The sequence below is a fragment of the Streptomyces sp. NPDC045022 genome (genome assembly GCF_056432605.1).
The window spans coordinates 731,248-757,653 of the sequence record NZ_JBWKIR010000001.1 but is presented as its reverse complement, the minus strand read 5'-3'; the positions used below and the strand labels follow the sequence as shown (position 1 = coordinate 757,653).

Here is a 26,406-nt window from a genome sequence, read left to right as displayed (position 1 = left end):
CGTTCCCACTCGGCATCACTCAGATCACCCCGCCCCATGTCTCCGTCAACGAGTCCGGCACGGAACAGTCACATGATCGCCCGGACAGCTCCTAGTTGTGCCGACCGGACAGGTTGGTGACGCGGCTGGCAGCGTTTGCCCGTCAAGGAGCGGCGTCCGGTGCGTGCTCTCGGCGTCCCGGCCCGAAGTCCTCGTTCCGGAACACGGGCTCGGCCCAGTGCGGGGGCGGGAGCGCGGTGGGCACCGCGCGGTCCGGCTCGGTCGGCGTACGGCCGTCTGCGGGCGGGCGCGTGGCGGGCGGGGTCGCTGCCGGCGGGCTCGTGGCGGGCGGGCGCGTGGCGGGCGGGGTCGCTGCCGGCGGGCTCGTGGCGGGCGAACGCGTGGCGGGCGGGGTCGCTGCCGACGGGGTCGACGCGGGGGCGCGCAGGGCGGCGACGAAGTCGAGGCAGGTGTCGTAACGGGCGTCCGGACTCTTGGCGAGGGCCCTGGCGAAGGCGGTGTCGACGGCCGGGGCGAGGCCGGGGCATGCCGCGCTCGGCGGGGGCGGCTCGTCGTACTGGTGGGCCCACAGCAGTGCCATGTCGTCCTCACGCTGGAACGGCGGGCGGCCGGTCAGGACCTCGTAGACGACACAGGCGAGGCCGTAGACGTCGCAGCGGCCGTCGACCGGGCGGCCCGAGATCTGCTCGGGTGCCACGTAGTCGAGGGTGCCGACGAACTGGCCGACGCTGGTGAAGCCGGTCAGGGACAGCGACTTCTTGGTGAGTCCGAAGTCGGTGAGGTACACGTGCTCGGGGTGGTCGCTGTCGGTGCCCTCGGCGACGAGGATGTTGCCCGGTTTGACGTCCCGGTGGACCAGTCCGTGCGCGTGGGCGGCGTCGAGGGCGGAGGCCACCTGCGCGGTGATCCGTACGGCGTCCGGCAGCGGCAGCGGTCCGCGCACGTCGAGGAGATGGCGCAGGTCGCTGCCGGAGACGTAACGCATCGCTATGTAGAGCACCCCGTCCGTCTCGCCGGCCTCGAAGACCGGCACGATGTGCGGGTGGTCGATCGCGGCGGCCACCTGGGACTCGTGGGTGAAGCGCTTGCGGAACGTGTCGTTGCGGGCCAGTTCCGGCGCCAGCAGCTTCAGGGCGACCGTGCGGTCCAGCCGCAGGTCGCGGGCGCGGTAGACGACGGCCATGCCGCCGCGCCCGACCTCGCTCTCGATCAGGTAGCTCGCCACCCGGCGGCCGATCAGTTCCGAGGGCCGCCCGGAGAAGGGGCCGGTCTCGCGCGCCATCAGCGCTCACCCTCGGGCGCGACCAGCCGGGTCGGGGCGTGCCCGGAGTCGTCCGCTCCGGTGACCGCCCGGTCGGTGGCATAGGGGCTCAGCCGCCGTCCGTCGCCGTACATCCACCGCCCCTCCCGCGCGTCGTAGACCCACATGGACTGCCCGTCCACCACTATCCCGATCCGCAGGCCCTCGGTACGGTCCTGGAAGTCCTCGCAGTCCAGGCCGCCGGCCGCGAGTTCCTCGACCGCGGACCGGTAGTCGGCCAGGGCCTGTTCGGCGCGGGCCAGCACGGGACGCGGATCGACGGTGCCGTCGGGGCCGTCGGCGGCGGGCGGGTCCCCGGGTACGGCGAGCAGGAGGCGGCCGTCGACCCAGGCCGCCCAGCCGTTGGCGCACAGGATGTGCCCCCAGTCACCGCGCCGTTCCACGAGCTGGACCGGCAGCAGCGGGTCGAGGGGCACGGTGGGCCGGGCCGGGTCCGGGGCCTCCCAGGCGGGCATGCCGCGCGGCGGGACGACGTGCGTGGGCCGGAATCCGGGACTGGGCACTTTGGTCATCGGGCCGCCTACTTCCGCATCACGGCCGGCTCGTGCCGGCGCAGCAACCGGACGACCGCGACTCCGCAGAGGGCGGACAGCACCAGCAGCATGGCCAGGTCGAGCAGCCAGATGCCCGCCGAGTGCCGGAACAGCGGGTCGGCGGTCAGCTCACCCGGCACGAGCCGGGACAGTCCCACCGTGCCGGCGAGGGCGCCGAGCGCCCAGCGGGAGGGCACGAGCCACGACAGCTGCTCGAGGCCGGGGACGCCGTCGAGTGGAAGCAGGGCTCCGCAGAAGACGACCTGGACGATGGCGAGCAGCACCAGCAGCGGCATCGTCACCTCCTCCTTGCGCACCAGCGCGGACACCAGCAGGCCGAGCATCATCGCCGTGAACGCCAGCAGGGCGACGACCAGGGCGATCTCGGCGAGCGGCGGCAGCAGGACACCCTTGCCGCCGGGGGCGTTGAGGTCGACGCCGAGGAGGGCGACCAGGGTGAGGACGACGGCCTGGGCGACCGTGATCGTGCCCAGCACCACCACCTTGGACATCAGATAGGCCGATCTGGACAGGCCGACGGCGCGTTCGCGCTGGTAGACCACGCGTTCCTTGATCAGTTCGCGCACCGCGTTGGCGGCTCCGGTCAGTACGGCACCGACACACAGGATGAGCAGCGCGTTCATCGCGGTGTCCCGGGTGAGTGCGCCGCCCGCGAGGGCCCGGGCCATGGCGCCCATCACGAACGGCAGGGCGATCATGATCACGAGGAAGGTGCGGTCGGCACTGAGGGCGGCCGTGTAGCGGCGGATCAGGGTGCTGAGCTGGGCGCCCCAGCCGCGCGGGCGGGGCGGTGGCGACGGGGCGATGGGGGCCGGGCCGGGATGGTGCGGCTGGGTGGTGGCCTCGGTGACGTAGTGCCGGTGGAACGGCGACTCGCGGTACTCGCGGGCCCAGTCCCGCTCCCGGTCGCGGTCGAAGGCCTCGAAGGCCTCCGGCCACTGCTCGAAGCCGAAGAAGGCGAGGGTGTCGCCGGGCGGACCGTAGTAGGCGACCGTGCCGCCGGGTGCCAGCACCAGGAGGCGGTCGCAGACGCCGAGGCTCAGGACGCTGTGCGTGACGACGATGACCGTGCGGCCGTCGTCGGCGAGGCCGCGCAGCATGTTCATCACCGACCGGTCCATGCCCGGGTCGAGGCCGGAGGTCGGCTCGTCCAGGAAGAGCAGTGAGGGTTTGGTGAGCAGCTCCAGGGCCACGCTGACCCGTTTGCGCTGACCGCCGGAGAGGCTGTGCACGGGCTGGTCCGCGCGCTGTGCCAGGCCCAGTTCCCGGATCACCTCGTCCACCCGGGCGCGACGCTCGGCTTTCCCGGTGTCCTCGGGGAACCGCAGCTCGGCGGCGTAGGTCAGGGCGGCGCGCACGGTGAGCTGGGGATGCAGGATGTCGTCCTGCGGGACCAGTCCGATGCGCTGGCGCAGTTCGGCGTAGTCGCGGTACAGGTCGCGTCCGTCGTACAGGACGGTGCCGCGGTCGGCGGGGCGCTGCCCGGTCAGGGCGTTCAGCAGCGTGGACTTGCCGGCGCCGCTCGGTCCGACCACCGCGAGCAGGCACTTCTCCCCCACCGGGAAGGAGACGTGATCCAGCAGCACCTTGCGGCCGCGGTCGACGGTGACGGTGAGGTCCTGCACATCGAGGGAGACCTCGCCGGTGTCGACGTACTCCTGGAGTTCGTCGCCGACCAGGCAGAACGCGGAGTGACCGATGCCGATGATGTCACCGGGACCGACGGGGGCACGGGTGGTGGGCCGGCCGTTGAGGTAGGTGCCGTGGTGGCTGCCGAGGTCGACGATCTCGTACGTGCCGTCGGTGTGGGCACGCAGTTCGGCGTGGCGGCGGGAGGCGATCAGGTCGTCCACGACGAGGTCGTTGTCGGGCGCCCGGCCGATGCGGATGGTGCGCGCGGGCAGCGGGCGGACGCTGGTGGGCCGGCGGAAGGTGCCGGTCAGCTCGGGCATCGACACCGCCGAGGGGCGGTCCGGGGCGCGCTGCGGGGCACCGGTCAGGACGGCGCGCGGGCCGTCCGTGGGATTGCCGAAGCGGACCTCGCTGCCGGGCCGGACCTCCCACTGCTCGATCCTCATGCCGTCGGCGTAGGTGCCGTTGGTGCTGTGCTGGTCCGCCAGGGTCCAGTGGTCGTGGGCGCAGCGCAGTACGGCGTGGTGCCAGGAGACCCGGGCATCGTCGAGGACGATGTCGCTCAACGGGTCGCGCCCGACGCGATAGTCCTGGCCCGGACTCATCACCGTGGAGCCCGTGTCGGTCTCCAGGACGAGTTCGGGCGCCGCCCGGGCGATCGGCCGCTCCACCATGGCCAGAATTCTACCGATTCGCTCACATGTGCGCCCTCCGTGTTCGGCCCTGTGCTTAGCACACCTAGGGCCGCGGACACGTGTCAGGAGACGGGCATGACAAGGCCCGGGAGGGTGCGCTGCATGCGCAGGGCGTCGACGGACTCGGCGAGCAGCTCGTACTCGGTGGTGTCGTCGCTGGCGGCAATCCGCACCAGCCGCCCGCCCGCCAGCTCCTCGGCGACCCGCTCCTGCCGGACGTCGTCGGCGCACCAGGCGCGCAGCAGGGCGGGCACGTCGGCCACCGTGGCCGCGACCGGCACCAGCGCGCCCGCCGGGAAGGCGGCATCCTCGGGACTCGGATCGAGCCGCTCCGCGATCCAGGAGGCGCGGTCCCGCAGCCACCACAACGCCAGCGCCAGGGTCGGCGCGCGATAGGTGCCGAGCGGTACTCCGATGCGCCTGCCGTCGCACGTGCCGTACGCCGTGACATGGCACAGGAATTCGTCGTGCACGTCTCACTCCCCCGTCGCCTCGCTGGTGGCCGACCAGGCCCTCGCTTTCCGTGCGGCTGCTGTGCGGTGAAGTGCCCCTGGCGTTCGAGTATCGCCACTGTCGACACAGAGTCACCATGACTTTCCGGCCAGTCTGCTGGCATATTCACCGCCCCTTCTGGCCGGAATGCCCCCGGACGGTACGAACCCCGGGCATGACGTCGGAGGTAATCGACCCGCCCGGCGCTCCTCGGGCATGGTGGTCACACCGGATCGGCGAACCCCGAATCCGGGCCCTGACCAGCAGAGACGACCTCGATGGAGGCTGATTCGCCATGTTCGTGAACACCAACCGTTACGACAGTGCCGCCGCCCGTTACTTCGAGGCCTGGAACGCCACCGAGCCCGCGGCGATCGAGAAGGCAGTCGCCGCCGCGTGGACGGCGGACGGCGGCTACACCGACCCGCTCGCCGAGGTCCGCGGGCACGAGCAGATCGCGGCCGTGATCGCGGCGGTCCACGAGCAGTTTCCTGGCTTCGTGTTCCGCCCGCTGGGCGCGGTGGACGGGCACCACGACACCGCGCGCTTCGGCTGGGAGCTGGTGAACGAGGCCGACGGCTCCGCACCGGTGGCTGGTTTCGACGTGGTCACGCTGGATGAGGAAGGCCGCATCCGGCAGGTGCTGGGCTTCCTGGACCGGGTGCCGGCGGGTGTCTGATCGCGCCTGGCGCTGGACCCATGTCGTCCGGCCGGGGTCCGTCGCCTCTTTCAGCACACCCGCGGCCTGGTCAAGGTCCGCGGCACGATCGACGGCCACCCCTGGTCAAGGTCCGCGGCACGATCGACGGCCACCCCTTCGAGAGCTCCTTCATGGCCCTGGGCGACGGCACGACGGGGAAGCAGGAGGGCGATCCGGTGACCGTCCGCCTTCAGGAGCGGCTCGGCCGACGGCCCTCCTCCCCGGGAGCCGAGCCGCGGCCGGAGGATCACTTCGGGCCCGGGCTCCCCTGCCGGCGGACGATCGCGTGTGCCTGGGCTCTCCTACGGCCGGGCCATCGCGTCCGCCCGGGTTTCTACGGTCGGACAGTTCCGTCCGCACCGGCCCCTCTATGACCGGACCGTCGCATCCGCCCGGGTTTCTACGGTCGGACAGTTCCGTCCGCACCGGCCCCTCTATGACCGGACCATCGCATCCGCCCCGGCTCTGCGGACGGACGATCCGTCCACGCCGGCTCCCCTATGACGGACCGTCGCATCCGCCCCGGCTCCACGGACGGACAGGGCGTCCGCACCCGTTCTCCAACGGCGGGACCAGCGGCGACCGCCCCGCCTCTCCGGCCGGACGATCTGTCCCTCCGCGCCCCAGCGGCGGGCCCATCCGGGCACCGACGGTGCCCGGCTCGACCCGGCGGCTCCTCGGTACCGGCTGCTACGGCCGGACGATCGCGTCGATCCGGGCCAGTTCCTCGGCGTCGAAATCGAGGTTGCGGATGGCGCCGACGCTGTCCTCGATCTGCCGCGCGCTGCTCGCGCCGACCAGGGCGGAGGTGACCCGGCCGCCGCGCAGCACCCAGGCCAGGGCCAGCTGGGTCAGGGTCTGACCGCGGGACTTGGCGATCTCGTCCAGGGCACGGAGGCGTCCGACGAGGTCCTCGGTGACCGCGTCCGAGTTCAGGAAGGGGCTGTCGCTCGCGGCGCGGGAGTCCTCGGGGATGCCGTCGAGGTAGCGGCCGGTGAGCAGGCCCTGCTCCAGCGGGGAGTAGACGATGGAGCCGGCCTGGAGTTCGTCCAGGGCGTCGAGCAGACCCTCGTCCTCGGGGCGCCGGTCGAGCATCGAGTAGCGCGGCTGGTGGATGAGGAGCGGGGTACCGAGGCCGGCGAGGATCCGGGCGGCCTCACGGGTCTGCTCGGCGGAGTAGTTGGAGAGCCCGACGTACAGCGCCTTGCCCTGCTGCACCGCCGAGTGCAGCGCGCCCATCGTCTCCTCGAGCGGAGTGTCCGGGTCGGGGCGGTGCGAGTAGAAGATGTCGACGTAGTCCAGGCCCATCCGCGCAAGGCTCTGGTCCAGCGAGGAGAGCACGTACTTGCGCGAGCCCCATTCACCGTACGGTCCGGGCCACATGAGGTAGCCCGCCTTGGTGGAGATGACCAGCTCGTCGCGGTACGGCGCGAAGTCGGCCTTCAGGGCCTCACCGAGGGCGGACTCGGCGGCGCCGGGCGGCGGGCCGTAGTTGTTGGCGAGGTCGAAGTGGGTGATGCCGAGGTCGAAGGCGCGGCGCAGGATGGCGCGCTGGGTGTCGACAGGCCGGTCGGGCCCGAAGTTGTGCCACAGGCCGAGCGACAGCGCGGGAAGCTTCAGTCCGCTGCGTCCGGTGCGCCGGTAGGGCATGTCGGCGTAACGGTCGGGGTGTGCGGTGTACAACGCGACTCCAGAGGGGTTGGCACATGATCTACCGGTTCCACTCTTCACCGGGCCGCGGGCAGCGGTCCAACAGAAGAATCCGATGGAATTGTGCGACTAGGCTTCTCAATCATGGAACTGCGCCATCTCCAGCACTTCGTCGCCGTCGCCGAGGACCAGCACTTCACCCGGGCCGCCGAACGCCTGATGGTGTCCCAGTCCGGTCTGTCGGCGTCCATCCGGGCGCTGGAGCGGGAGCTGCGGGCGCCGCTGTTCGTGCGCACCACCCGCCGGGTGACGCTCACCGAGGCGGGACGCGCGCTGCTGGTGGAGGCCGAGCGAATCCTGGCGCAGGTGCGTTCGGCGCACGAGGCGGTGGCGGCGGTCCAGGGCGTACTGCGCGGCACGCTGGCGCTGGGCACCGAGCAGTGCATCGCCGGGGTGCACGTGGCCCGGCTGCTGGCCGCGTTCCGGGGCCGGCACCCGGACGTGGAGATCCGGCTGCGGCAGGCGGGCTCGGGCGCGCTGGCCGAGGAGGTCGCGGCCGGGCGCCTCGACCTCGCCTTCGCCTACCGCACCCAGGCGGACACCGATCAGCTGCGCTCGGTGTCGCTGACCTGCGAGCCGATGACCGTGCTGTGCCATCCGGGCCACCGGCTGGCCTCGGCCGCCGCCGTCCTCGCCCCGGGCGACCTCACCGGCGAGGTCTTCGTCGACTTCCATCCGGACTGGGGTCCGCGCCGCACCACCGACGCCGCCTTCGCCGCGGCCGGAGTCCGGCGCACGGTCGCACTGGAGGTCAACGACGTGCACAGCCTGCTGGACCTCGTCGACGAGAACCTCGGGATCGCGGTCGTACCCCGGCACTTCCGGCACAAGCGGCCCTCGCTGACGGCGCTGCCGCTGAAGGGCACGGGCGAGGTGCAGTACGAGACCGCCGCCCTGCTGCCACCGGAACGGGCCACCAGCCCCGCCGCCCGCGCGCTCGTCACACTCCTCGAGACCGGGGACCTGGCACCACCCCCGGACGGATCCCAGGCCTCCTGATTCGGGCCGCCCGCCTCCGAGGCCTCGCGACCGTCAGCCACGACGACGGCGAGGAGTACGTACGCACGACGGCGGAACACACACGGCGGACGGTGCTGCGGGGCGCGGCCGGTCTCACGCCGGCGGGCACGCCCGAAGCAGCGAGCCGCACCCCCAGGCGGCGGACCGCCCCTCGGGCATGGTGACGAGCCGTCACCAACTCGGTCGGGAAGGGCGTTGGAGCCCCTCAACGACCTTCGACAGCACCCCCCGCCCGCACCACTTGGATGCGCGGCGAGGGCATGGTGCACGGCCCCAGCGCGGCAACGCCCGGGGCCCGCCCGTGACCTGCATCTTGAGTGCTGCTGGCGAAGTCGTCCGGCGGCACCGGGCCCGGACACCGCTCCCCGAGATACCCCCGGCTGGGGCTTCGGTCGGGCGCGGGCCGGGCCCCTGACAAGCCCCGGCCGGTCGGGTGCGGGGCGGGGCCGTCGGCCCTTGAGGGAGGAGCGGTCCGGGGCCCGGACGGGGCCGTCGGCCCTTGAGGGAGGAGCGGTCCGGGGCCGGCACGGGACCGCAGACTCCCTGGGGTGGGTGTTGGAGGGGCGGTTCGGGGGTCCGCGGGAGGCCGGACAGGTTGATGTGCGGGTGCGCCCTCCTCGACTCGGATCACTCGAACCCGGCCGTTCGCCCGACGCCGTACCTCCTCCGGTTTCTTGGGTCATCGCCCCGAAAACGTGCGTGCGTACGGCATCCCGGCCGTGCCAGGATGGCGCCGGGAGGCGAGGTCTCGTGGACGAGTTGAGGCGGTTCCGCCTGGCGCTGGTCGCGTGGGCGGCCGGCGGAGCGGAGGCGGGTGAGGCCGCCTCGGTGGCGCGGGAGCTGGCCGGCGACGGTGTGCGGACGATCGTGCTCGTCGAGGGGAGCAGTGATCAGGTCGCGCTCGAAGCGCTGGCCACGCGCTACGGCCGCGACCTCGCTGCCGAGGGCATCGCGGTGGTACCACTGGGAGGTGCGACGAACATCGGGCGTTTCCTGGATGTGTGCGGTCCTCCAGGGCTCGGCCTCCCGCTGGCCGGTCTCTGCGACATCGGCGAGGAGCGGCATTTCCGGCGTCATCTTGAGCGGGTCGGGCTCGGGTCCGGTCTGACGCACGCCGAACTGGAGACACTCGGGTTCCATGTGTGCGTCGCCGACCTGGAGGACGAGCTGATCCGTGCTGTCGGGGCCGAGGGCGTGCGGCAGGCGATCGAAGCCCAGGGCGAGACGCGCCCCTTCCACACCTTTCAGGGCCAGCCGGCACAGCGGGAACGGCCCGTGGAACACCAGCTGCGGCGCTTCATGGGCACGCACAGCGGTCGCAAGGCGCTCTACGCGCGGGCGCTGGTCGCGCACCTGGACCTGGAGCGCGTTCCCCGGCCGCTGGAGCGCCTCCTCACCCACGTCTGACCCACCGCGCAACGCCGGAGGTGCCGCTCGGCACTTTCCCTGGGCGGGTGAACAAGTCGCCCTCCGCCCCGGGTAATTCGGTCGCGGACGCTGATCCGTCCCCGCAGACTGTGGGTTGTGGACCGCTTGGCGGAGATCGCGAATCGGCTGACCGACGTCGGCGGCGTCGTCGGTGTGTGTCTGGGAGGTAGCCGGGCGAGAGGAACACACCGTCCCGATTCCGACTTCGACCTGGGCTTGTACTATCGGCCGCCGCTGGACACCGCTGCCCTGCGTCTGCTCGCGGCCGATCTGACCGGTGGCCCGGTGGAGGTGACCGAGCCGGGCGGCTGGGGACCCTGGGTGGACGGTGGCGGCTGGCTGACCATCGACGGCCGGCGCGTCGACTGGATCTACCGCGACCTGGACCGGGTGCACCGCGTCTGGCGGCAGTGCCGCGCCGGACAGTTCGAGATCGCCGCCCAGCCCGGCCACCCCCTGGGGGTGTACTCCCACGCCTACGCCGGTGAAGTGGCCCTTGGTCGCGTCCTCGCCGACCCGAGCGGTGAGCTTCGGGCCCTGCGGGAGCAGACTCGCCGCTATCCCGAGCCGCTGCGCGCAGCGCTCATCGACAACGCGCGGTGGGAGGCGCCGTTCATCCTGGCCGGCGCCCGCAAGGGGGCAGCTCACGGTGATGTCTTCCATGTCGCCGGCTGTCTCTTCCGCGCGGTCGGACTCCTCGTGCATGCCCTCCATGCCCACGCCAGGTGTTGGGTACTCAACGAAAAGGGAGCGGTTCGGGCCACGGGAGAACTCGCTGTCGCCCCGGCGGGCTTCGCCGGGCGGGCTCACCGGCTGTTCTCCGCGCTCGGCACTACTCCGGACACGTTGGCCGCCGCGCTCGATGACGCTGACAGGCTGGTCGCCGAGGTGTGCCACGCGCTCGCGCGGTGACCGGGACCACGGCGGTGGGGGCTTGCCATGCAGGGCGCGGTCGAGTCCGACGGGGCCTTGCCTCGGTGATGCCGATCCGGTGGGGGTCGTGCGACTTGGCGGGCCGGGAAGCGGCCATCGGTGAGCGCGGCGGGCATCATGACCGCGCCCCATGCGCGATGGTGGATCCATGCATGCGAAGGACATCCTCATCGACGGCTACGGCCGCATCCAGGAAGAAGTCCATGCCGCCCTCGACGGCCTCGGACCGGACGAGCTGCGCCACCGCCCGGCCCCCGACAGCAACTCCATCGCCTGGCTCGTCTGGCATGTCACCCGGGTGCAGGACGACCACATCGCCGACGCCTTCGACCTCGACCAGGTGTGGCTCTCCCAGGGCTGGGCGAAACGCTTCGGCCTGGACCTGCCCCGGCACGACACCGGCTACGGGCACAGCCCGGCCAAGGTCGCGAAGGTGCGGGTCGACTCGGCGGACCTGCTGACCGGGTACTACGACGCGGTGCACGAGCAGACCCTCGGTGCCCTGCGCGGGCTGGCGGCCAGGGATCTGGAACGCGTCGTCGACGAGCGCTGGGACCCCCCGGTGACGCTGGGCGTCCGCCTGGTGAGCGTCCTGTCCGACGACCTTCAGCACATCGGACAGGCCGCCTACGTGCGGGGGCTGCTTCAGAGCGCGGCCGCGTAACCCGGCAGTACCACGTCCTCGATGAGGGCCTTGCGCTCGTCGAACGGGATGAACGCGCTCTTGAGGGCGTTCACCGTGACCGTGCGCAGGTCCTCGGCCGTCCAGCCCGCCTCCTCGACCAGCAGGGACATCTCCCGGGTCATCGTCGTACCCGACACCAGACGGTTGTCGGTGTTGAGGGTGACCCGGAAGCCGAGTTCCTTCAGCGCGGTGATCGGGTGCTCGGCGATCGAGGTGGCGCAGCCGGTCTGCAGGTTGGAGGTGGGGCACATCTCCAGGGCGATACGGTGGTCACGCACCCAGGACGCGAGGCGGCCGAGCTTGCCGGCCGCGAGGTCGGGGATGTCCTCGGTGATGCGCACACCGTGACCGATGCGCTGGGCGCCGCACACCTGGACGGCCTGGTGGATGCTGGGCAGGCCGTGGGCCTCACCGGCGTGGATGGTGAAGGGCACGCTCTCGCGGCGCAGGTGCTCGAAGGCGGCCAGGTGGTCGGCGGGCGGGAAGCCGTCCTCGGCGCCGGCGATGTCGAAACCGACGACACCGGCGTCGCGGTAGGCGACGGCAAGGTCGGCGGCCTCGCGGACGCGGTCGAACATCCGCATGCCGCACAGCAGGGTGCCGACACGGACCGGGGTACCGGCGGCGGCCGCCTTGGCCATACCGGCGGCGAGGCCCTCCTGGACGGTCTCCACGACCTCGTTCAGCGTCAGCCCGCCGTTCACGTTCAGCTCGGGGGCGTAGCGCACCTCGGCGTAGACGACGCCGTCGGCGGCGAGGTCGAGGACGTACTCCTCGGCGGTGCGCAGCAGGCCCTCGCGGGTCTGCATGACGGCGAGGGTGTGCTCGAAGGTGGCTATGTAACGGACCAGGTCGCCGGAGTTGGCGGCCTCGAAGTACCAGGCGGCCAGCTCGTCGGGGTCGGTGGTGGGCAGCGTGTGGCCGACCGCGGCCGCGAGCTCGACGACGGTGGCGGGGCGCAGGCCGCCGTCGAGGTGGTCGTGGAGCACGGCCTTGGGGAGCCGGCGGAGGATCTCGGTGTCGATGCGGGGCGCGGTCATGGCAGTGCTTTCCTCGGCAGGTGGTTCAGGGGGTGATCAGGCGGCGGGCTGGAGCAGGTCCCAGCGGTTGCCGTACAGGTCCTGGAAGACGGCGACGGTGCCGTACGGCTCGTGCCGTGGCTCCTCCAGGAAGCTCACGCCGGCCGCGGTCATCCGGGCGTGGTCGCGGGCGAAGTCGTCGGTGTGCAGGAAGAATCCGACGCGTCCGCCGGTCTGGTCGCCGACGCGGGCCCGCTGGTCCTCGTCCTTGGCGCGGGCCAGCAGCAGGCCGGTGACGGTGGCGTCGCCGCCGGGTTCCACCACGACCCAGCGCGAGCCGTCGGGCCGCGGGGCGTCCTCGGCCAGACGGAATCCGAGGGCCTCGGTGTAGAAGCGGATGGCCTCGTCGTAGTCGTCGACGACGAGGGTGACCAGGGCGACGCGTCGCATCGGTACCTTCCGGTGGGGGGTGGTTAGCCGGTGAGGTTATACGTAAAACTTCGCAGACGCCAGTCAGTGTTCTACGCGCGTTGCCCTGCGGGCGGCCAGGTCTCCCGTCAGGGCCTCTCGTCGCCCTGGGTTGTCCCGGCGAGGTGGCCGGCCGCCGGGTCGTGGAGAGCGCGGCGCCGGGCGATGCCGGGGCGTACCACGGCCACGGACACCGGCCGGGAGATGTGGCGCGGTGGTGATCGGTAGCGGCGCCGGGCATGGAGATCACCGGACCGGCCCGCCCCTGCGGAGCAGCACAAGCACGACGTACTGGCCCGTCCCGAGCGGGAGATCGACATCTGGGTGGCCAGCGCGGACGCGGACGGGCTGCCGCGTCCCGTACCGCCGTGGTTCCTCCGGGACGGCGAGTCGATCCGGCTGTTCCACCCGCGGCACCAGCCCGGACCATCGGCGCCGAGGACGTTCCCCAGGCGGCCGCCGGCGCGTGAGAACCGGCTGGGATCCGCGTACGGACAGCCCGCCGTACGCCTACTTCCGGGTGCGTCCGCGCGCGGTGCGGGCGTGGCACGAGGAGCGCGGACCGCGCGGCCGGCACCTGATGCCGGACGGTGCGTGGATCATGTCGGCGACCGCCGGTCAGCCGGCCTGCACGCGGGCCTCGCCGAGCCGCGTCAGCTCCTCGTCGGTGAGCCGCAGCGCACCGGCGGCGACGTTCTCGACCAGGTGGTCGGGGTTGCCGGTGCCGGGGATGGCGAGGACGTGCGGGCCCTGGTGCAGCGTCCAGGCGATGCGGACCTGCGCGGGGCTCACGCCGTGCACTCGGGCGACGGAGAGCACCGCTTCGTCGTGTGCGGTCGTCGCACCGGCCTCTCCGGCCTCTCCGGCGACGGCGTAGAAGGGAACGAAGGCGATGCCCTGCTCGCCGCACAGCCGCAGGACCTCGTCGCCGACGGGATCGGGGCGGTCCACCGCGTAGCGGTTCTGCACGCTCACCACGGGCGCGATCTCCAGCGCCTCGGCGAGGTGCCGGGGTTCGACCGCGGAGATCCCGAGGTGCCGGATCAGTCCTGCATCACGCAACTCGGCGAGGGCGCCGAAGTGTTCGGCGATGGAGTCCTGACGCATTCGGCGGAGGTGGACGACGTCGAGGTGGTCGCGCCCGAGTTGACGCAGGTTCTCCTCGACGTGCCCGCGCAGCTGGTCGGGCCGGGCCGAGGTGCCCCACTCGCCGTAGTAGTCGCGATAGGGCCCGACCTTGGTGACGATGACCAGGTCGTCGCCGTACGGGGAGAGTGCGGTGTTGATGAGTTCGTTGGCGGAGCGCAGCGACGAGAAGTAGAAGGCCGCCGTGTCGATGTGGTTCACACCCAGCTCGACGGCTTTGCGCAGGACGGCGAGTGAGCGTTCTCGCTCACTCGGGATCCCCAGGTGGAAGGCGGCACTGCCCGTCAGCCGCATCGCCCCGAAGCCGATGCGGTGGACGGGCAGGTCGCCGAGATCGAAGGTGCCGGAGGCGTCCGCGGTGATCGTTTCTGCAGTCATCGGCGGAGTCTGGCACACGGCACCCGGCCGGACATCAGCAATACAGATTGGCGCCCGCCGAGACCCCGAGGATCTGAGTGAAGCGCTGGTAGGCGGTGACCCGGCTCTGCACCTGCGCGGGGTTCTTGCCGTCGCACTCGAGCGAGCCGTTGATGCTGCGGATGGTCTGGCCGAAGCCGGAGCCGCCCACCATCGCGTTGTGCGGAGTCATGCTGCCGGGGCCGGTCTGCGTGTTCCAGTACCACAGGCCGGTCTTCCAGGCGACGGACGCGTTGTTCTGCACCAGGTAGGGGTTGTTGAGCAGGTCGATGCCGAGTGCGTCCCCGGCGGCCTTGTAGTTGAAGTTCCAGGAGAGCTGGATGGGGCCGCGCCCGTAGTAGGCCGCCTGTCCTGCGGGACAGCCGTACCACTGGCTCTGGTCGCAGTAGTGCGGGTAGTTGGCGGTGTTCTGCTCGACGACGTACACCAGGCCGCCGGTCTCGTGGCTGACGTTGGCGAGGAAAGCGGCCGCCTCCTGCTTCTTCACGGTGTCGCTGCCGGTGTTCGCGAAGGCGGGGTAGGCGCCGAGGGCGGCGGTCAGGCCGCTGTAGGTGTAGAAGGAATTCCGGTTCGGGAACATCTGGTCGAACTGCGCCTCGCTCACCACGAACCCGTCGGCGGAAGCGGTGGGGGCAGCCTGGAGCACCAAGGCGGAGCTTCCTATGGCTAGCGAGGTCAGGAGTGCGGCGATGCGGTGCCTCAACAAGGATCGACTCCTTTGCGGAGCACGGCCGCACCCGCCGGAAGCGGAGGCGGCCGTGGTGGGGGGTTGGGCCCACTCAACCGCCTTGGTATGTACCAGTCAAGGGTGTAGACCAGTCAATCGCTCACCGGTTGCGTCGGCGAACGCCGCGGAAAGACGCAGGAGTTGGGCCCGGCCGCGCACGCGGCCGGGCCCGGGGGTGGCGGAGAGTCAGCTCAGCGGCTTCGCCAGGACCGCCTTGCGGTGGCTGAACGTCTCGATGGAGTAGCGGCCGTGGTAGCTGCCCATGCCGCTCTCACCGACGCCGCCGAACGGCAGGTCGGAGACGGTGAGGTGGGCGAGGGGCAGGCCGTGGCCGAGGCCGCCGGAGGACGTTTCGGCGGCGATCCGCGCACGGGTCTCCTCGGACTCGCTGAAGACGTACAGAGCGAGCGGCTTGTCGCGGTCGTTGATGAAGCCGATCGCCTCGTCCAGGCCGGCCACGGTGACGATCGGCAGGATCGGGCCGAAGATCTCCTCCCGCATGACGGGCGACTTGGGGTCGACGTCCGCGAGGACGGTGGGCGCGATGTACTTGGTCGATCGGTCGCTCCCGCCGCCGACCGCGACGCGGCCGGACCCGAGCAGGCCGCAAAGCCGGTCGAAATGCCGCTCGTTGATGATCCGGCCGTACTCGGGGGAGGCCGCCGGATCGGTCCCGACCAGCGCCTCGATCGCCAGGACCAGCGCGGACTCCAGAGCGGCGGCGGTCTCCGGGTCGGTCAGGACGTAGTCGGGGGCGACGCAGGTCTGGCCGGCGTTGAGGAACTTGCCGCGTGCGAGCCGGTCCGCGACCACGTCGAGATCGGTGCCGCGGTCCACGAACACCGGGGACTTTCCGCCCAGTTCGAGGGTGACCGGGGTGAGGTGCTCGGCGGCGGCGCGCATCACGACGCGGCCGACGGTGCCGTTGCCCGTGTAGAAGATGTGGTCGAAGCGCTCGGCCAGCAGGGCCGTCGTCTCCGGGATGCCGCCCTCGACGAGGGCGACCGCGTCGGTGTCGAGGTAGGCCGGGATCAGCTCGGCCAGCGTGGCCGAGGTGGCCGGGGCCAGCTCGCTCGGCTTGGCGACAACCGCGTTGCCGGAGGCCAGCGCGCCGACCACGGGGGCGAGCAGGAGCTGCGCCGGGTAGTTCCAGGGGGCGATGACGAGGACGACGCCGAGCGGGTCGTACTGCGTCCAGGCCGTCGCGTCGGCGCCGAGGTGCGCCGGGACGGGCGCGGACTCCGGGCGCAGCCACTCGTCCAGGTGCTCGAGGGTGTGGTCGATCTCCCGGACGGTGAAGTCGATCTCGGTCCGGTAGGCCTCGGTGTTGCTCTTGCCCAGGTCGGCGTGGAGGGCGGCGGCGAGGTCGGCGCCGCGTTCCGTGAGCATCGCGCGCAGGCGCCGGAGCTGGCCGGTGCGCCACTCGAGTGGCTTGGTGCGGCCGGTGCGGAAGGTGGCGCGCAGCCGGGCCACGATCTCGGCGGGCTGCTCGGGGGTGGAGCGGTTCACGGGTGCCTCGCAGGTGGTGCACGGGCCGGGTGGCCCGGGCCCAGGGTCTCGACGTCAGATGCAAATGCCAACCTTTCATCACCTGAAGTTCATTCCCGCTGCTCGCGGTGACGCGGGTCACTTCGCCCGCGCGGCCGTCTCGCGTCGGCGCCGCTCCAGGTACGCCCGCTCGGCCCCGCTCTCCGCCAGCTCGGCGGCCACGCCGTACTCCGCGGCGGCCTCGGCGCTCCGGCCGAGCCGGCGCAGCAGGTCGGCGCGGACGGCGTGCAGCACGTGATAGCGGCCGAGGTCGAGCCTGTCGACCAGCTCGAGGGCCTGTGCCGGTCCCTCGGTCTCGGCCACGGCGACGGCCCGGTTCAGGGCGACGACCGGGGACGGCGCCACGGCCATCAGCTGGTCGTACAGGCGCAGGATCTGCTGCCAGTCGGTGGCGGCGGCGGTGCTCGCGTCACTGTGCACCGCGTTGATCGCGGCCTGGATCTGGTACGGGCCCGGCCGGTTGCGGCGCAGACAGCGGCGGACCAGGTCCTGGCCCTCGGCGATCAGCGCCGGCTCCCAGCGGCCGCGATCCTGCTCGGGCAGCGGTACGAGCAGGCCGTCCGCGTCCCGCCGGGCCGGCCGCCGGGCCTCGATCAGCAGCATCAGCGCGAGAAGTCCGGTGACCTCGGGCTCGTCGGGCATCAGCTCGGCGAGCAGCCGGCCGAGGCGCAGCGCCTCCGCGCACAGGGCGGCATCGCCGGTATAGCCCTCGTTGAAGATCAGGTAGACGACGGCGAGCACGCTGCCGAGCCGGTCGGGCAGGTCGGCGTCGCGCGGTACGCGGTACGGGATGCCGGCGTCACGGATCTTGGCCTTGGCCCGCACCAGGCGCTGGGCGAGGGTCGGCTCCGGGACCAGGAAGGCGCGGGCGATCTGGGCGGTGCTCAGGCCACCGAGGAGACGCAGGGTGAGGGCGACGCGGGACCGCACGGCGAGCGCGGGGTGGCAGCAGGTGAAGATCAGGCGGAGCCGGTCGTCACGCACGGGGCCCTCCTCGGGCGGTGCGCCGGGCGCGTACAGCCGGGCGGCCTCGGCCTGCCGGGCGTCGCGGGAGGACTCGCGGCGCAGCCGGTCGACGGCCCGGTTGCGCGCGGTGGTGATCAGCCAGCCGGCCGGGCTCGGCGGCACGCCGGTCTCCGGCCACTTGCGCACGGCCGTGGCGAAGGCGTCCTGCACCGCTTCCTCGGCGAGGTCGATGTCGCCGAGGTCGCGGACGAGGACGGAGACCGCGCGCCCGTACTCGGCGCGGAAAACGGCCTCGATGTCGGGGGCTTCGGGCATCGGTGCCGCTCCGCCGTCAGTGCTGGTCCACGAAGGGCCGCACCTCGATGGGCAGGGTGGTGGCGAGGGCGGCCTTGCTGCCCCACCTCAGGGCCTCGTCCAGGTCGGCGGCCCGGATGAGGCACAGTCCGCCCAGGTACTCCTTGCCCTCGGCATAGGGACCGTCGGTGATGAGGACGTCGCCGTCCTTGGGGCGGATCATCGTGGCGGTCTCCGGGCCGTGCAGGCCGCCCGCGAAGACCCAGACTCCGGCGGCGCGCAGTTCGTCGTTGAAGGCCTCGACATCGCGCATGATCTGGGCGAGTTCTTCGGTGGCGGGCGGCCGGCCGTCGGCCGGCTGGACCACGCTGAGCAGGTAGTGCTTCATGACGTCCTCCATGGGGTCGTTGCCCGTGCCGGGCTGTCTGTCACCTCCTACACGAACGGCAGGGCCCCGGATCGACACCGCGCTCCGGAGCGGGCGGAAAATGTTCGGCGGAATCTCCTTGTCGACGTCGGCGCGCATTCCCTCGACGTCCGCGCCCGCCGGATGGCCGTGAACGCCGCGAACGCCTCGAACGCCTCGAACGCCTCGAACGCCGGATCATGCTGAGCGCCCGTACCGAGGGGCCGGGCGATCCGCGCGCCCAGTGCCCGGCCACGGGGAGCAGCCGGACGCGCGGCCGGATCGTGCTGAGCGCCCGCGGCTAGGTGTGCTGTCCCGACACGTTGGTGACACGCGTGCTGGGTGCTTGAACAGGTGAGGGCCTTCTGGGTTCGGTGTGGATTGCGACATCTACCGCCGACCGCCAGGAGGCCCTCGTGTCCCACCGTAATGCCCCGCTGACCCCGGCGAGGCGCGGTGCCATGCCCCGCGAGCCCGGCATGATCCAAACGAGAGGCCCTAGGGTGCCGGGCGCGGGGGTCAGTGGCGGTGCCGGACGCGTTGGGCGAGTGCGTGGGTGCCGACGGCCGCCGCGGCGGCGAACGCGAGTCCCTGGGCGCCGTCCCGTGCCCGGGTGGGGCGCAGGACGCCGGCCCGGCGGAGCCGGCCGCGGGCCCAGAGGGTGAACGGCAGGACGACGAGGGGCGTGGTGGCGGAGCCCGGGGTGTATCCGCGCATCGCGACCGCCTGGGCCAGGTGGACCAGGCCGTGCAGACCGAAGCCGTTGAGCGCCGTCTGGTAGACGGCGGAGCGGCCCCCGGTCCGCCACCCGTCGGCGGCCGCCGCTGCCACCACGACGGCCATCGCGGCGACCGCGGTGCTGAACTCCCGCCGGTCCACGGACTCCAGGCGCCGCCACACCCGCTCGGGCACCTCGGGGAACCGCTTGCGCAGCTCCGGAACATGGGTCCGCACCCAGCCCGGGACCGTCATGACCTCCTCGGTGTCGTGCACGGCCCACGCGGCCAGCAGTCCCCAAGTCACGGCTCCGGGAAGCACGTTCGACTCCTGTGTCATGAAGCCGCAGTCTGCCAGGGCCGTTTGCTCAGCTCGCGAACGGCACCTGTGCCGCGGCGGCGACGGCCCTTCCACCGGGATGCGTCCACAGTCCCTGCGCCGCCAGCCGGGGCAGCACGCCCTCACCGAACCAGTACGCCTCCTCCAGGTGCGGGTAGCCGGAGAGCACGAACTCGTCGACGCCGAGGGCGTGGTACTCCTTGATCCGATCGGCGACATCGTCATGGCTGCCGACCAGGGCCGTGCCCGCGCCGCCCCGCACGAGTCCGATCCCGGCCCACAGGTTGGGGTGGATCTCCAGGCCGTCCCGGCTGCCGCCGTGCAGCGCGAGCATGCGCTGCTGGCCCTCCGCCTCGCTGCGGGCCAGGCCCTCCTGCACGGACCGAACGGTCGCCGGGTCGAAGCCGGCGAGCAGCCGGTTCGCCTCGGCCCAGGCCTGCTCCGACGTATCCCGCGTGATGACGTGCAGCCGGATGCCGAAGCGCAGGGTACGGCCGTGCCGCGCGGCGAGGCCCCTGATCCAGGCGATCTTCTCCGCGACCTGCGCGGGCGGCTCGCCCCAGGTCAGGTAGACGTCGACGTACCGGGCGGCGACCTCTCCGGCGCTGGGCGAGGAGCCACCGAAGTACACCTCGGGCACCGGATCGGGCACCCGGCTCAGCTGCGCGTCCGCCACCCGGAGGTGCTCGCCGTGCAGGTCGACACTCTTGCCCTCCCACAATTCCCGTACCACTTGGAGGAATTCACCGGTACGTCGGTAACGGGCGTCCTTGTCGAGGAAGTCGCCGTAGGCCCGCTGCTCGCGGCTCTCGCCGCCGGTGACGACGTTCAGCAGCAGCCGTCCGCCGGTCTGTCGCTGGAAGGTGGACGCCATCTGCGCGGCGAGCGTGGGCGAGAGGAAGCCGGGCCGGAAGGCGACGAGGAACTTGAGCCGCTCGGAGTTCTGGCTGACCATCGCGGTGGTCAGCCACGCGTCCTCGCACCAGGCACCGGTCGGGGTGAGCGCGCCGACGAAGCCCAGGTCTTCGGCAGCCCGGGCGATCTGGCTCAGGTAGGCGACCGTCGGCGGCCGGTCCCGGCCGGAGGCGGTCGCCGGGGTGCCGTGGCCGCCGCCGACGACATGGCGGCTGTCCCCGTTGGTGGGCAGGAACCAGTGGAAGGTGAGGGACACGCGGGGTCTCCGATCAGAGCAGGCCGTGCCGGGGCGGGCAGGTGCCGTTCCGTACGTACCGGCCGATGTGCTGGATCCTCCAGCGGGCCGGGTCGTGCAGGGCGTGGGTGCGGGCGTCCCGCCAAGGGCTCCACGGGCCGGGAGCCGCGTGCCGAGCGGGTGCCGCACACCTCGAGGAGGGCGCTCGGCCACCTCCACCGCGGCCTCGGCCGCCCACCCCTGGCGGCGGTGACCGCCATGGACCCCTCCGCCGCCGAGTCGCCGGTGCGGCCGGTGTGGGCGGCGTCGAGAGCGGGACCGAGACGGCCGCCGAGGACCCGCCGCGCCGCCGTGCTCGGCGGGGGGTCACGGCGGGCAGTCCGGAGACGAACAACCCGTCCGACTGGGCTTGCGGGAGGGGTCTTCGGCGCCCCGCTCGGTGTGCCCCGCGCGGGACTCGCCGGCCAGGGCCCCGGCGACGGTGAGCGCCTCCGCGTCGTCCGCGAGGACGTGTGCGGTCATCGCGCTCAGCTCGCCGCCGCCAGGGCCGGGGTGCGGTCGAGGGCGGCCGAGAACTGGTCCACCACCTGCCCCAGGGCCTCGGCCGTGCCGGGAGCGACGGTCAGCGAGCCGTCCTCCCCTACGGTGATGTCCTTGTCGAGGGTGAACCAGCCCTGGACGATGTGGTCGGCGCCCATGGAGTTCAGCACCGGGCGCAGGGCGTAGTCGATGGCGAGGACATGGGCCGTGGAACCACCGGTGGCCAGGGGCAGCACGGTCTTGCCGGTCAGCGCGTACTGCGGGAGCAGGTCGAGGAGCGCCTTCAGGACGCCGGAGTACGACGCCTTGTAGACGGGTGTGCCGACCACGACGCCGTCGGCACGGGCGAACAGCTCGGTGGCCTCGACGATGGCCGGGTGCCGGAAGTCCGCGCCGAGCAGGGCCTCGGCCGGGATGGTACGGACGTCGAGCGGGAGCACCTGGTGGCCCTGCGCGATCAGCCGCTGGTCCAGGTGGCGCAGCAGACGGCCGGTGCGCGAGGACGCGGAGGGGCTGCCGGAGACGGACAGGACGGTGGCCATGGGTGCCTCGTTTCTGAGGTGCGCCGGACGGCCGTGCGGGGACGGTCGCCCGGAGGGAGGGTCGGTCAGCAGTGCCAGGCGGCGCGGCCGGATGGCACGTCGAGCATGCGGGAGACCCGGGCTGGACTTCCTTGTTCAGGCCGCCGGTTCGCGCACGAGGGGCAGCACACGCTTGCCGAAGTACTCGACGTCCTGGTGCTGGTGGAGGAAGCCGAGCAGGTGGAGACCGACGCCGCTGTTCCGCCGGGCGGGTGCACCGCTGACGCCGGAGACCCGGTGGGCGCATTCAACGAGGGCTGCGGGCATGCGGAACTCCCGTTGCGGAATCGCTCGACGAGAATGTCGGGCACATCGAATTCCGGCACGGTCCCGGCAGGGAAAAAGCAGGGAAAGGGCGGGGAATTCAGGCGAGACGGGAGACCCGGAGGGACGCCGAGGAAGCGGCGGATCAGACCGCGGGGCAACAGGAGGCGCTGGAGACACGCGCGAGGTCGACATGGCGTCGCCGCGTGAGGTCCAGTCGCATCGTCATGCCGTAGATCGTGGCAGCAGCCTGCGACGGCCGTCAAGAAAAACCCGACCGGTCTCGGATCGCGGACCATGGAATTCGACGAAGGCGTGCCAGGAAAACACTGGAATGCACGGCGGCCGTGACCCGGCTCGGCTCACTGCGCCGGGCGGCCGACCGACTGCGCCTGTCGCAGCCCGCGCGGCGGCCCGGGTGGTGCCGCCGAACACCGGGGGTGCGCCAGAGGCGGTGGACCGGCTGCGGGCGCGGCCGGGGAACAGCGACGTCGATGCGCGCCGGGCAGGTGATGCACCGGTACGCGCACCGACCGCTGTCCGGCCGGACGCCGGTGTTGTCGTACTCCACCGACGGCGCGGCGATGTTCAAGCAGATGGCCGCCGCGGGGACCCGCGCGACCGCGCTGCCCCGGCAGAGGGGACAGTGTGGCCTCAGGCGCGGCCGTCCTCCTCCTGACCCTCGACAACGACGAGGAAGGCGTCCGCCTTCAGGTCCATCACCACGGTCGCCGGTTCACCCTCGGCGCGTCGGGCGGCCGCGTACTCCTCCGCCGGCCACGATCCACGCGGAGCCCCTGCGGGAAAACGCTCCAACACCTTCGCACTCATGACGGCGGCCACCTCCAGCATCGCTGACGAACGGAACGTACGTGTTGTACCGATCCGGTTGCCCCCGATCGCCGCGGGCATGTGCACGCCCAAGACGACGAGGAAGGCGCTCCGCACCGACCGGGCCGACGGGATGACACCGACAGCGGCGAAGGACCGCGGTTCCGCCTATGGAAGGACACGCATCCAGGGACCCGGCCGCGCGGGAAGGGATGTCAGGGGGTTACCGACGCGGAGGATCCAAGCGATGAACCAAGACGACCCGGCGGACGGACTGCGCTGCCTGGTGACCGGGGCCACGGGCTACATCGGCGGCCGGCTCGTGCCGGAACTGCTGGCCGCCGGGCACCGGGTGCGCTGCCTGGCCCGGTCACCGGGCAAGCTGCGCGACCATCCGTGGGCGGGCGACGCGGAGGTGGTGCAGGGCGACGTCTCCGACGCCGACTCGATCGCCGAGGCGATGCGGGACATCGACGTGGCGTACTACCTGGTGCACGCCCTCGGCAGCGGCGGGGACTTCGAGGCGACCGACCGCCGTGCCGCCCGCATCTTCGGGGAACAGGCGAAGGCGGCCGGCGTGCGGCGGATCGTGTACCTCGGCGGGCTCGCGCCGACCGGGGTACCCGAGGACGCGCTCTCGCCGCACCTCAGGTCCCGGGCGGAGGTGGGCCGCATCCTGCTGGCCTCGGGCGTGCCGACGGCCGTGTTGCGCGCCGCCGTCATCATCGGCTCGGGCTCGGCCTCCTTCGAGATGCTGCGGTACCTCACCGAACGCCTTCCGGTGATGATCACCCCCAGCTGGGTCCGCACCCGCATCCAGCCCATCGCCGTACGGGACGTCCTGCGCCTCCTCGTCGGCAGTGCGCGCCTTCCCGATGACGTCAACCGCTCCTTCGACATCGGCGGGCCGGACGTCCTGACGTACCGGAACATGATGAACCGGTACGCGCGTGTCGCGGGCCTCCCCCGGCGGCTCATCGTGCCCGTGCCGGTCCTGAGCCCTGGCCTGTCCAGCCTCTGGGTGGGACTGGTCACGCCGGTCCCCGCGTCCATCGCACGGCCGCTCACCGAGTCGCTGCGCCACGAGGTGATCTGCCGCGAGCACGACATCGCCCGGTACGTACCCGATCCGCCGGGGCACCCGCTCGGCTTCGACCAGGCGGTACGGCTCGCTCTGCGGCGGGTGCGCGAGGCGAGGGTGATCACGCGCTGGTCGTCCGCCGCGGTGCCCGGCGCGCCCAGCGATCCCCTGCCCACCGACCCCGACTGGGCCGGCGGCAGCCTGTACATCGACCGGCGCGAGGCGGTGGTGGACGCCCCGGCGCACATGCTGTGGCGGGTCATCGAGAGAGTGGGCGGCGAGAACGGCTGGTACTCCTTCCCGCTCGCCTGGAGTCTGCGGGGCCGGCTGGACCGGCTGGTCGGCGGTGTCGGCCTGCGCCGGGGCCGGCGGGACGCCGAGCGGCTGCGGACGGGCGACTCGCTGGACTTCTGGCGGGTGGAGGAGATCGAGCCCGGCCATCTGCTGCGGCTCCGGGCGGAGATGCGGCTGCCCGGCCTGGCCTGGCTGGAGATGTCCGCCGAGCCGGAGGGCGACGGCCGCAGCCGGTACCGGCAGCGCGCCCTGTTCCATCCGCACGGGCTGCTCGGCCACGCCTACTGGTGGAGCGTCTCGCCCTTCCACGCCGTCGTCTTCGGCGGTATGGCCCGCAACATCGCGCGAGTGGCGGCCCGGCAGGCGCCCGCCCCCGCACCCGCCCGCTGGTCCCCACCCGCCCGCTGACCCCCACCCGCTGACCCGCATCCCCGCCCGTTGACCGCATCCGCCGGGACTGCCGAGCCGGAAGTACTCAGCGTCCACCTCCCTCGCCCCGGAGCCGCGCCATGTACGTCTCGGTCGTCCTGTTCACCGCCGACCTGCGCCTGCACGACCACCCGCCCCTGCGGGCCGCGCTGGACGGTCCCCGTCAGGTCGTCCCGCTCTTCGTGCATGACCAGGGGGTGACCGACGCGGGCTTCGCGGCGCCCAACCGGCTGGCGTTCCTCGCCGACTGCCTGCGGGACCTGGACACCGGGCTGCGCGACCGCGGCGGGCGACTGGTGGTGCGCTCCGGCGACGTCGTGGCGGAGGTGTGCAAAGTGGCCGCCGAGGCGGACGCCGACGAGGTGCACATGGCGGCCGACGTGAGCGCCTACGCCCAGCTGCGGGAGCGGCGGCTGCGACGCGCCCTGGAGGGCGACGGACGGCGGCTGCACGTCCACGAGTCCGTGACCACCGCGGTGGCCCCCGCGGTGGTGACCCCGGCCTCCTCGGACCACTTCGCGGTGTTCACGCCGTACTTCCGCCAGTGGTCGGGGCAGCATCTGCGAGACGTCCTCGAGGCGCCGCGCTCGGTCCGGGTACCGACCGGCATCGGATCCGGGGAACTGCCGTCCCGGGCCTCGCTGCCTGGCCTCTCGCCCGCGCTGGCCGCGGGCGGCGAGACGGCGGGCAGGAACCGGCTCGCCGACTGGCTCCGCTCGGGCATGGCCGCCTACGAGGACCGGCACGACGACCTGGCCGGGGACGCGACCTCCCGGCTCTCGCCGCACCTGCACTTCGGCACGCTGTCCCCCGTCGAAGTCGTCCACCGGGCGCGCCGGGCGGGCGGGCCCGGGGCGGCGGCGTTCGTACGGCAGGTCGCCTGGCGGGACTTCCACCGCCAGGTGCTGGCGGCGCGGCCCGCCGCGGCCGCCGCCGACTACCGCACCAAGCACGACCGCTGGCGGTCCGAGCGGACGGCCCGCGACGACATCGAGGCGTGGCGGGCGGGCCGTACCGGCTACCCGGTGGTCGACGCGGCGATGCGCCAGCTGCTCCACGAGGGGTGGATGCACAACCGGGCCCGGCTGCTCACGGCGAGCTTCCTCGCCAAGACGCTGTACGTCGACTGGCGCATCGGGGCCCGGTACTTCCTGGAGCTGCTGGTCGACGGAGACATGGCCAACAACCAGCTGAACTGGCAGTGGGTCGCGGGCACCGGCACGGACACCCGCCCGAACCGCGTCCTCAACCCCGTGACCCAGGGGAAGCGGCACGATCCCGACGGCGCGTACGTCCGGCGCTGGGTGCCCGAGCTGAGGGGCGTCGCGGGCGCGGCGGTCCACGAGCCGTGGAAGTTGCCGGGCCCGGACCGGGCGGGCATCGACGGCTACCCGGATCCGATCATCGACCTGGCCGACGGACTGACCCGCTTCAAGCGGGCCCGGGACCGCGGCTGAGGGGGCGGCGCCGGGCACTCCGCCCCCACAGGGGCCCGGTCGGCTGCTGCCATCGACGGTGCGCGGCAGCGGACGCGGGGGCCATCACCGGCGGCGCGCGGGGGGGCGCGGATACGGGGGGCCGTCACCGGCGGCGCGCGGGGGCACGGATACGGGGGGGCCGTCACCGGCGGCGCGCGGGGCCGGCGAAAACAGCGGCCCGTCACCGGCAGCGGCACGCGGGACCTGCGAAACAGCGGCCGTCACCAGTGGCACCTGCACGGCACCCACGCTGTGGGGGCCAGTCATCGGCGGCACGCCGGCCCGCAGATCAGCAGGGCACCACCACCGGCCCGCGGGATCCGAGAACACACCAGCTCACCATCCCCGGCACGCGGGACCCGCGGACGCGGCGGTGCCTCGTCGGCGGGGCCCGGCGGACAGGCGCGGCGGTCGTCGGCGGCTGACGGGACCGGAGGCGCCGTCGTCAGCCTGGGGCGCCGGGCGTTGCGGCGTGCGCCAGCCGGTGCGTCAGCGCCAGCCGGTGTGTCAGCGCCAGCCCGGCGCGCCAACAGGTGCGTTG

26 protein-coding genes and 2 pseudogenes are annotated in these 26,406 nt (G+C 72.6%); 9 read left to right on the top strand and 19 right to left on the bottom strand.

Annotated features, from left to right (window positions below; genetic code table 11):
* Positions 1-142: 142 nt before the first annotated feature.
* The 4 genes from AC07C1_RS03360 to AC07C1_RS03345 all read right to left on the bottom strand — a co-directional run bounded on the left by AC07C1_RS03360 (position 143) and on the right by AC07C1_RS03345 (position 4,675).
* Positions 143-1,282: a serine/threonine-protein kinase gene (locus tag AC07C1_RS03360; protein WP_478936550.1), complete on the bottom strand. Its 1,140-nt coding sequence runs from the start codon at positions 1,280-1,282 to the stop codon at positions 143-145.
* On the bottom strand, positions 1,282-1,824 hold the full coding sequence (locus tag AC07C1_RS03355; protein WP_478936592.1) for a hypothetical protein: 543 nt from the start codon (positions 1,822-1,824) through the stop codon (positions 1,282-1,284). Before AC07C1_RS03355 ends, AC07C1_RS03360 begins: the two co-directional genes overlap by 1 nt.
* 17 nt (positions 1,825-1,841) lie before the next feature.
* Entirely contained in the window at positions 1,842-4,181 is a 2,340-nt protein-coding gene (locus AC07C1_RS03350) for an ABC transporter ATP-binding protein/permease (protein WP_478936549.1), read from the bottom strand.
* Between the two features lie 83 nt (positions 4,182-4,264).
* Positions 4,265-4,675 (bottom strand): hypothetical protein, encoded by a 411-nt coding sequence (locus tag AC07C1_RS03345; RefSeq protein ID WP_478936548.1) that lies wholly within the window; start codon positions 4,673-4,675, stop codon positions 4,265-4,267.
* 314 nt (positions 4,676-4,989) lie between these two features.
* Here AC07C1_RS03345 and AC07C1_RS03340 point away from each other — a divergent pair, with 314 nt between their 5' ends.
* Complete coding sequence (locus AC07C1_RS03340; protein ID WP_478936547.1) at positions 4,990-5,373, top strand: nuclear transport factor 2 family protein; 384 nt, start codon at positions 4,990-4,992, stop codon at positions 5,371-5,373.
* Positions 5,312-5,600: pseudogene (locus tag AC07C1_RS03335) on the top strand (DUF1905 domain-containing protein); the annotation flags it as partial. The gene AC07C1_RS03340 and the pseudogene AC07C1_RS03335, both read left to right, overlap by 62 nt.
* Positions 5,601-6,084: 484 nt before the next feature.
* Here the strand turns inward: AC07C1_RS03335 and mgrA are convergent.
* Complete coding sequence (gene mgrA / locus AC07C1_RS03330) at positions 6,085-7,077, bottom strand: L-glyceraldehyde 3-phosphate reductase (protein ID WP_478936545.1); 993 nt, start codon at positions 7,075-7,077, stop codon at positions 6,085-6,087.
* 111 nt (positions 7,078-7,188) lie between these two features.
* On the opposite strand from mgrA, the gene AC07C1_RS03325 reads away from it, so the two are divergent.
* The 4 genes from AC07C1_RS03325 (at position 7,189) to AC07C1_RS03310 (ending at position 11,149) form a co-directional block, all read left to right on the top strand.
* Positions 7,189-8,103, top strand: a complete 915-nt coding sequence (locus AC07C1_RS03325) for a LysR family transcriptional regulator (RefSeq protein WP_478936544.1) — start codon at positions 7,189-7,191, stop codon at positions 8,101-8,103.
* Between the two features lie 771 nt (positions 8,104-8,874).
* Positions 8,875-9,531: a TOPRIM nucleotidyl transferase/hydrolase domain-containing protein gene (locus tag AC07C1_RS03320; protein ID WP_478936542.1), complete on the top strand. Its 657-nt coding sequence runs from the start codon at positions 8,875-8,877 to the stop codon at positions 9,529-9,531.
* Between the two features lie 117 nt (positions 9,532-9,648).
* Entirely contained in the window at positions 9,649-10,464 is an 816-nt protein-coding gene (locus AC07C1_RS03315; protein ID WP_478936541.1) for a nucleotidyltransferase domain-containing protein, read from the top strand.
* Between the two features lie 169 nt (positions 10,465-10,633).
* Positions 10,634-11,149 carry a mycothiol transferase gene (locus AC07C1_RS03310; protein WP_478936539.1) on the top strand — a complete coding sequence of 172 codons (516 nt, stop codon included), beginning with the start codon at positions 10,634-10,636 and terminating at the stop codon, positions 11,147-11,149.
* Here the strand turns inward: AC07C1_RS03310 and AC07C1_RS03305 are convergent.
* The 13 genes from AC07C1_RS03305 to AC07C1_RS03245 all read right to left on the bottom strand — a co-directional run bounded on the left by AC07C1_RS03305 (position 11,131) and on the right by AC07C1_RS03245 (position 21,975).
* Positions 11,131-12,210: an adenosine deaminase gene (locus AC07C1_RS03305; protein WP_478936538.1), complete on the bottom strand. Its 1,080-nt coding sequence runs from the start codon at positions 12,208-12,210 to the stop codon at positions 11,131-11,133. The genes AC07C1_RS03310 and AC07C1_RS03305 overlap by 19 nt on opposite strands.
* Before the next feature lie 36 nt (positions 12,211-12,246).
* Positions 12,247-12,639: a VOC family protein gene (locus AC07C1_RS03300; RefSeq protein WP_478936537.1), complete on the bottom strand. Its 393-nt coding sequence runs from the start codon at positions 12,637-12,639 to the stop codon at positions 12,247-12,249.
* A 636-nt stretch (positions 12,640-13,275) separates the two neighbouring features.
* On the bottom strand, positions 13,276-14,181 hold the full coding sequence (locus tag AC07C1_RS03295; RefSeq protein WP_478936536.1) for an aldo/keto reductase: 906 nt from the start codon (positions 14,179-14,181) through the stop codon (positions 13,276-13,278).
* Between the two features lie 34 nt (positions 14,182-14,215).
* Positions 14,216-14,884 (bottom strand): chitinase, encoded by a 669-nt coding sequence (locus AC07C1_RS03290; RefSeq protein ID WP_478936591.1) that lies wholly within the window; start codon positions 14,882-14,884, stop codon positions 14,216-14,218.
* A 249-nt stretch (positions 14,885-15,133) separates the two neighbouring features.
* Positions 15,134-16,456 (bottom strand): aldehyde dehydrogenase family protein, encoded by a 1,323-nt coding sequence (locus tag AC07C1_RS03285; protein WP_478936535.1) that lies wholly within the window; start codon positions 16,454-16,456, stop codon positions 15,134-15,136.
* Between the two features lie 117 nt (positions 16,457-16,573).
* The gene (locus AC07C1_RS03280; protein ID WP_478936534.1) at positions 16,574-17,776 is read right to left on the bottom strand and encodes an RNA polymerase sigma factor; all 1,203 of its coding nucleotides are present in this window, start codon (positions 17,774-17,776) and stop codon (positions 16,574-16,576) included.
* A gap of 16 nt (positions 17,777-17,792) precedes the next feature.
* Positions 17,793-18,143, bottom strand: a complete 351-nt coding sequence (locus AC07C1_RS03275; RefSeq protein WP_478936533.1) for a YciI family protein — start codon at positions 18,141-18,143, stop codon at positions 17,793-17,795.
* A gap of 537 nt (positions 18,144-18,680) precedes the next feature.
* Positions 18,681-19,217 (bottom strand): HXXEE domain-containing protein, encoded by a 537-nt coding sequence (locus AC07C1_RS03270; RefSeq protein WP_478936531.1) that lies wholly within the window; start codon positions 19,215-19,217, stop codon positions 18,681-18,683.
* A 28-nt stretch (positions 19,218-19,245) separates the two neighbouring features.
* Positions 19,246-20,388, bottom strand: a complete 1,143-nt coding sequence (locus tag AC07C1_RS03265) for an LLM class flavin-dependent oxidoreductase (protein ID WP_478936530.1) — start codon at positions 20,386-20,388, stop codon at positions 19,246-19,248.
* A 345-nt stretch (positions 20,389-20,733) separates the two neighbouring features.
* Entirely contained in the window at positions 20,734-20,889 is a 156-nt protein-coding gene (locus tag AC07C1_RS03260) for a hypothetical protein (protein WP_478936529.1), read from the bottom strand.
* A gap of 5 nt (positions 20,890-20,894) precedes the next feature.
* The gene (ssuE, locus tag AC07C1_RS03255) at positions 20,895-21,449 is read right to left on the bottom strand and encodes an NADPH-dependent FMN reductase (RefSeq protein WP_478936528.1); all 555 of its coding nucleotides are present in this window, start codon (positions 21,447-21,449) and stop codon (positions 20,895-20,897) included.
* A gap of 135 nt (positions 21,450-21,584) precedes the next feature.
* Complete coding sequence (locus AC07C1_RS03250; RefSeq protein ID WP_478936596.1) at positions 21,585-21,755, bottom strand: hypothetical protein; 171 nt, start codon at positions 21,753-21,755, stop codon at positions 21,585-21,587.
* A 142-nt stretch (positions 21,756-21,897) separates the two neighbouring features.
* Entirely contained in the window at positions 21,898-21,975 is a 78-nt protein-coding gene (locus AC07C1_RS03245; protein WP_401392539.1) for a putative leader peptide, read from the bottom strand.
* Between the two features lie 106 nt (positions 21,976-22,081).
* On the opposite strand from AC07C1_RS03245, the pseudogene AC07C1_RS03240 reads away from it, so the two are divergent.
* A pseudogene (locus AC07C1_RS03240) lies at positions 22,082-22,159 on the top strand (helix-turn-helix domain-containing protein); the annotation flags it as partial.
* Positions 22,160-22,406: 247 nt separating this feature from the next.
* Here the strand turns inward: AC07C1_RS03240 and AC07C1_RS03235 are convergent.
* Entirely contained in the window at positions 22,407-22,604 is a 198-nt protein-coding gene (locus tag AC07C1_RS03235; protein ID WP_478936527.1) for a hypothetical protein, read from the bottom strand.
* 226 nt (positions 22,605-22,830) lie between these two features.
* On the opposite strand from AC07C1_RS03235, the gene AC07C1_RS03230 reads away from it, so the two are divergent.
* Together AC07C1_RS03230 and AC07C1_RS03225 are read left to right on the top strand one after the other, a co-directional pair.
* Entirely contained in the window at positions 22,831-24,366 is a 1,536-nt protein-coding gene (locus AC07C1_RS03230) for an SDR family oxidoreductase (protein WP_478936526.1), read from the top strand.
* Positions 24,367-24,467: 101 nt separating this feature from the next.
* Entirely contained in the window at positions 24,468-25,844 is a 1,377-nt protein-coding gene (locus AC07C1_RS03225) for a cryptochrome/photolyase family protein (protein WP_478936524.1), read from the top strand.
* The last annotated feature ends 562 nt before the right edge of the window (positions 25,845-26,406 follow it).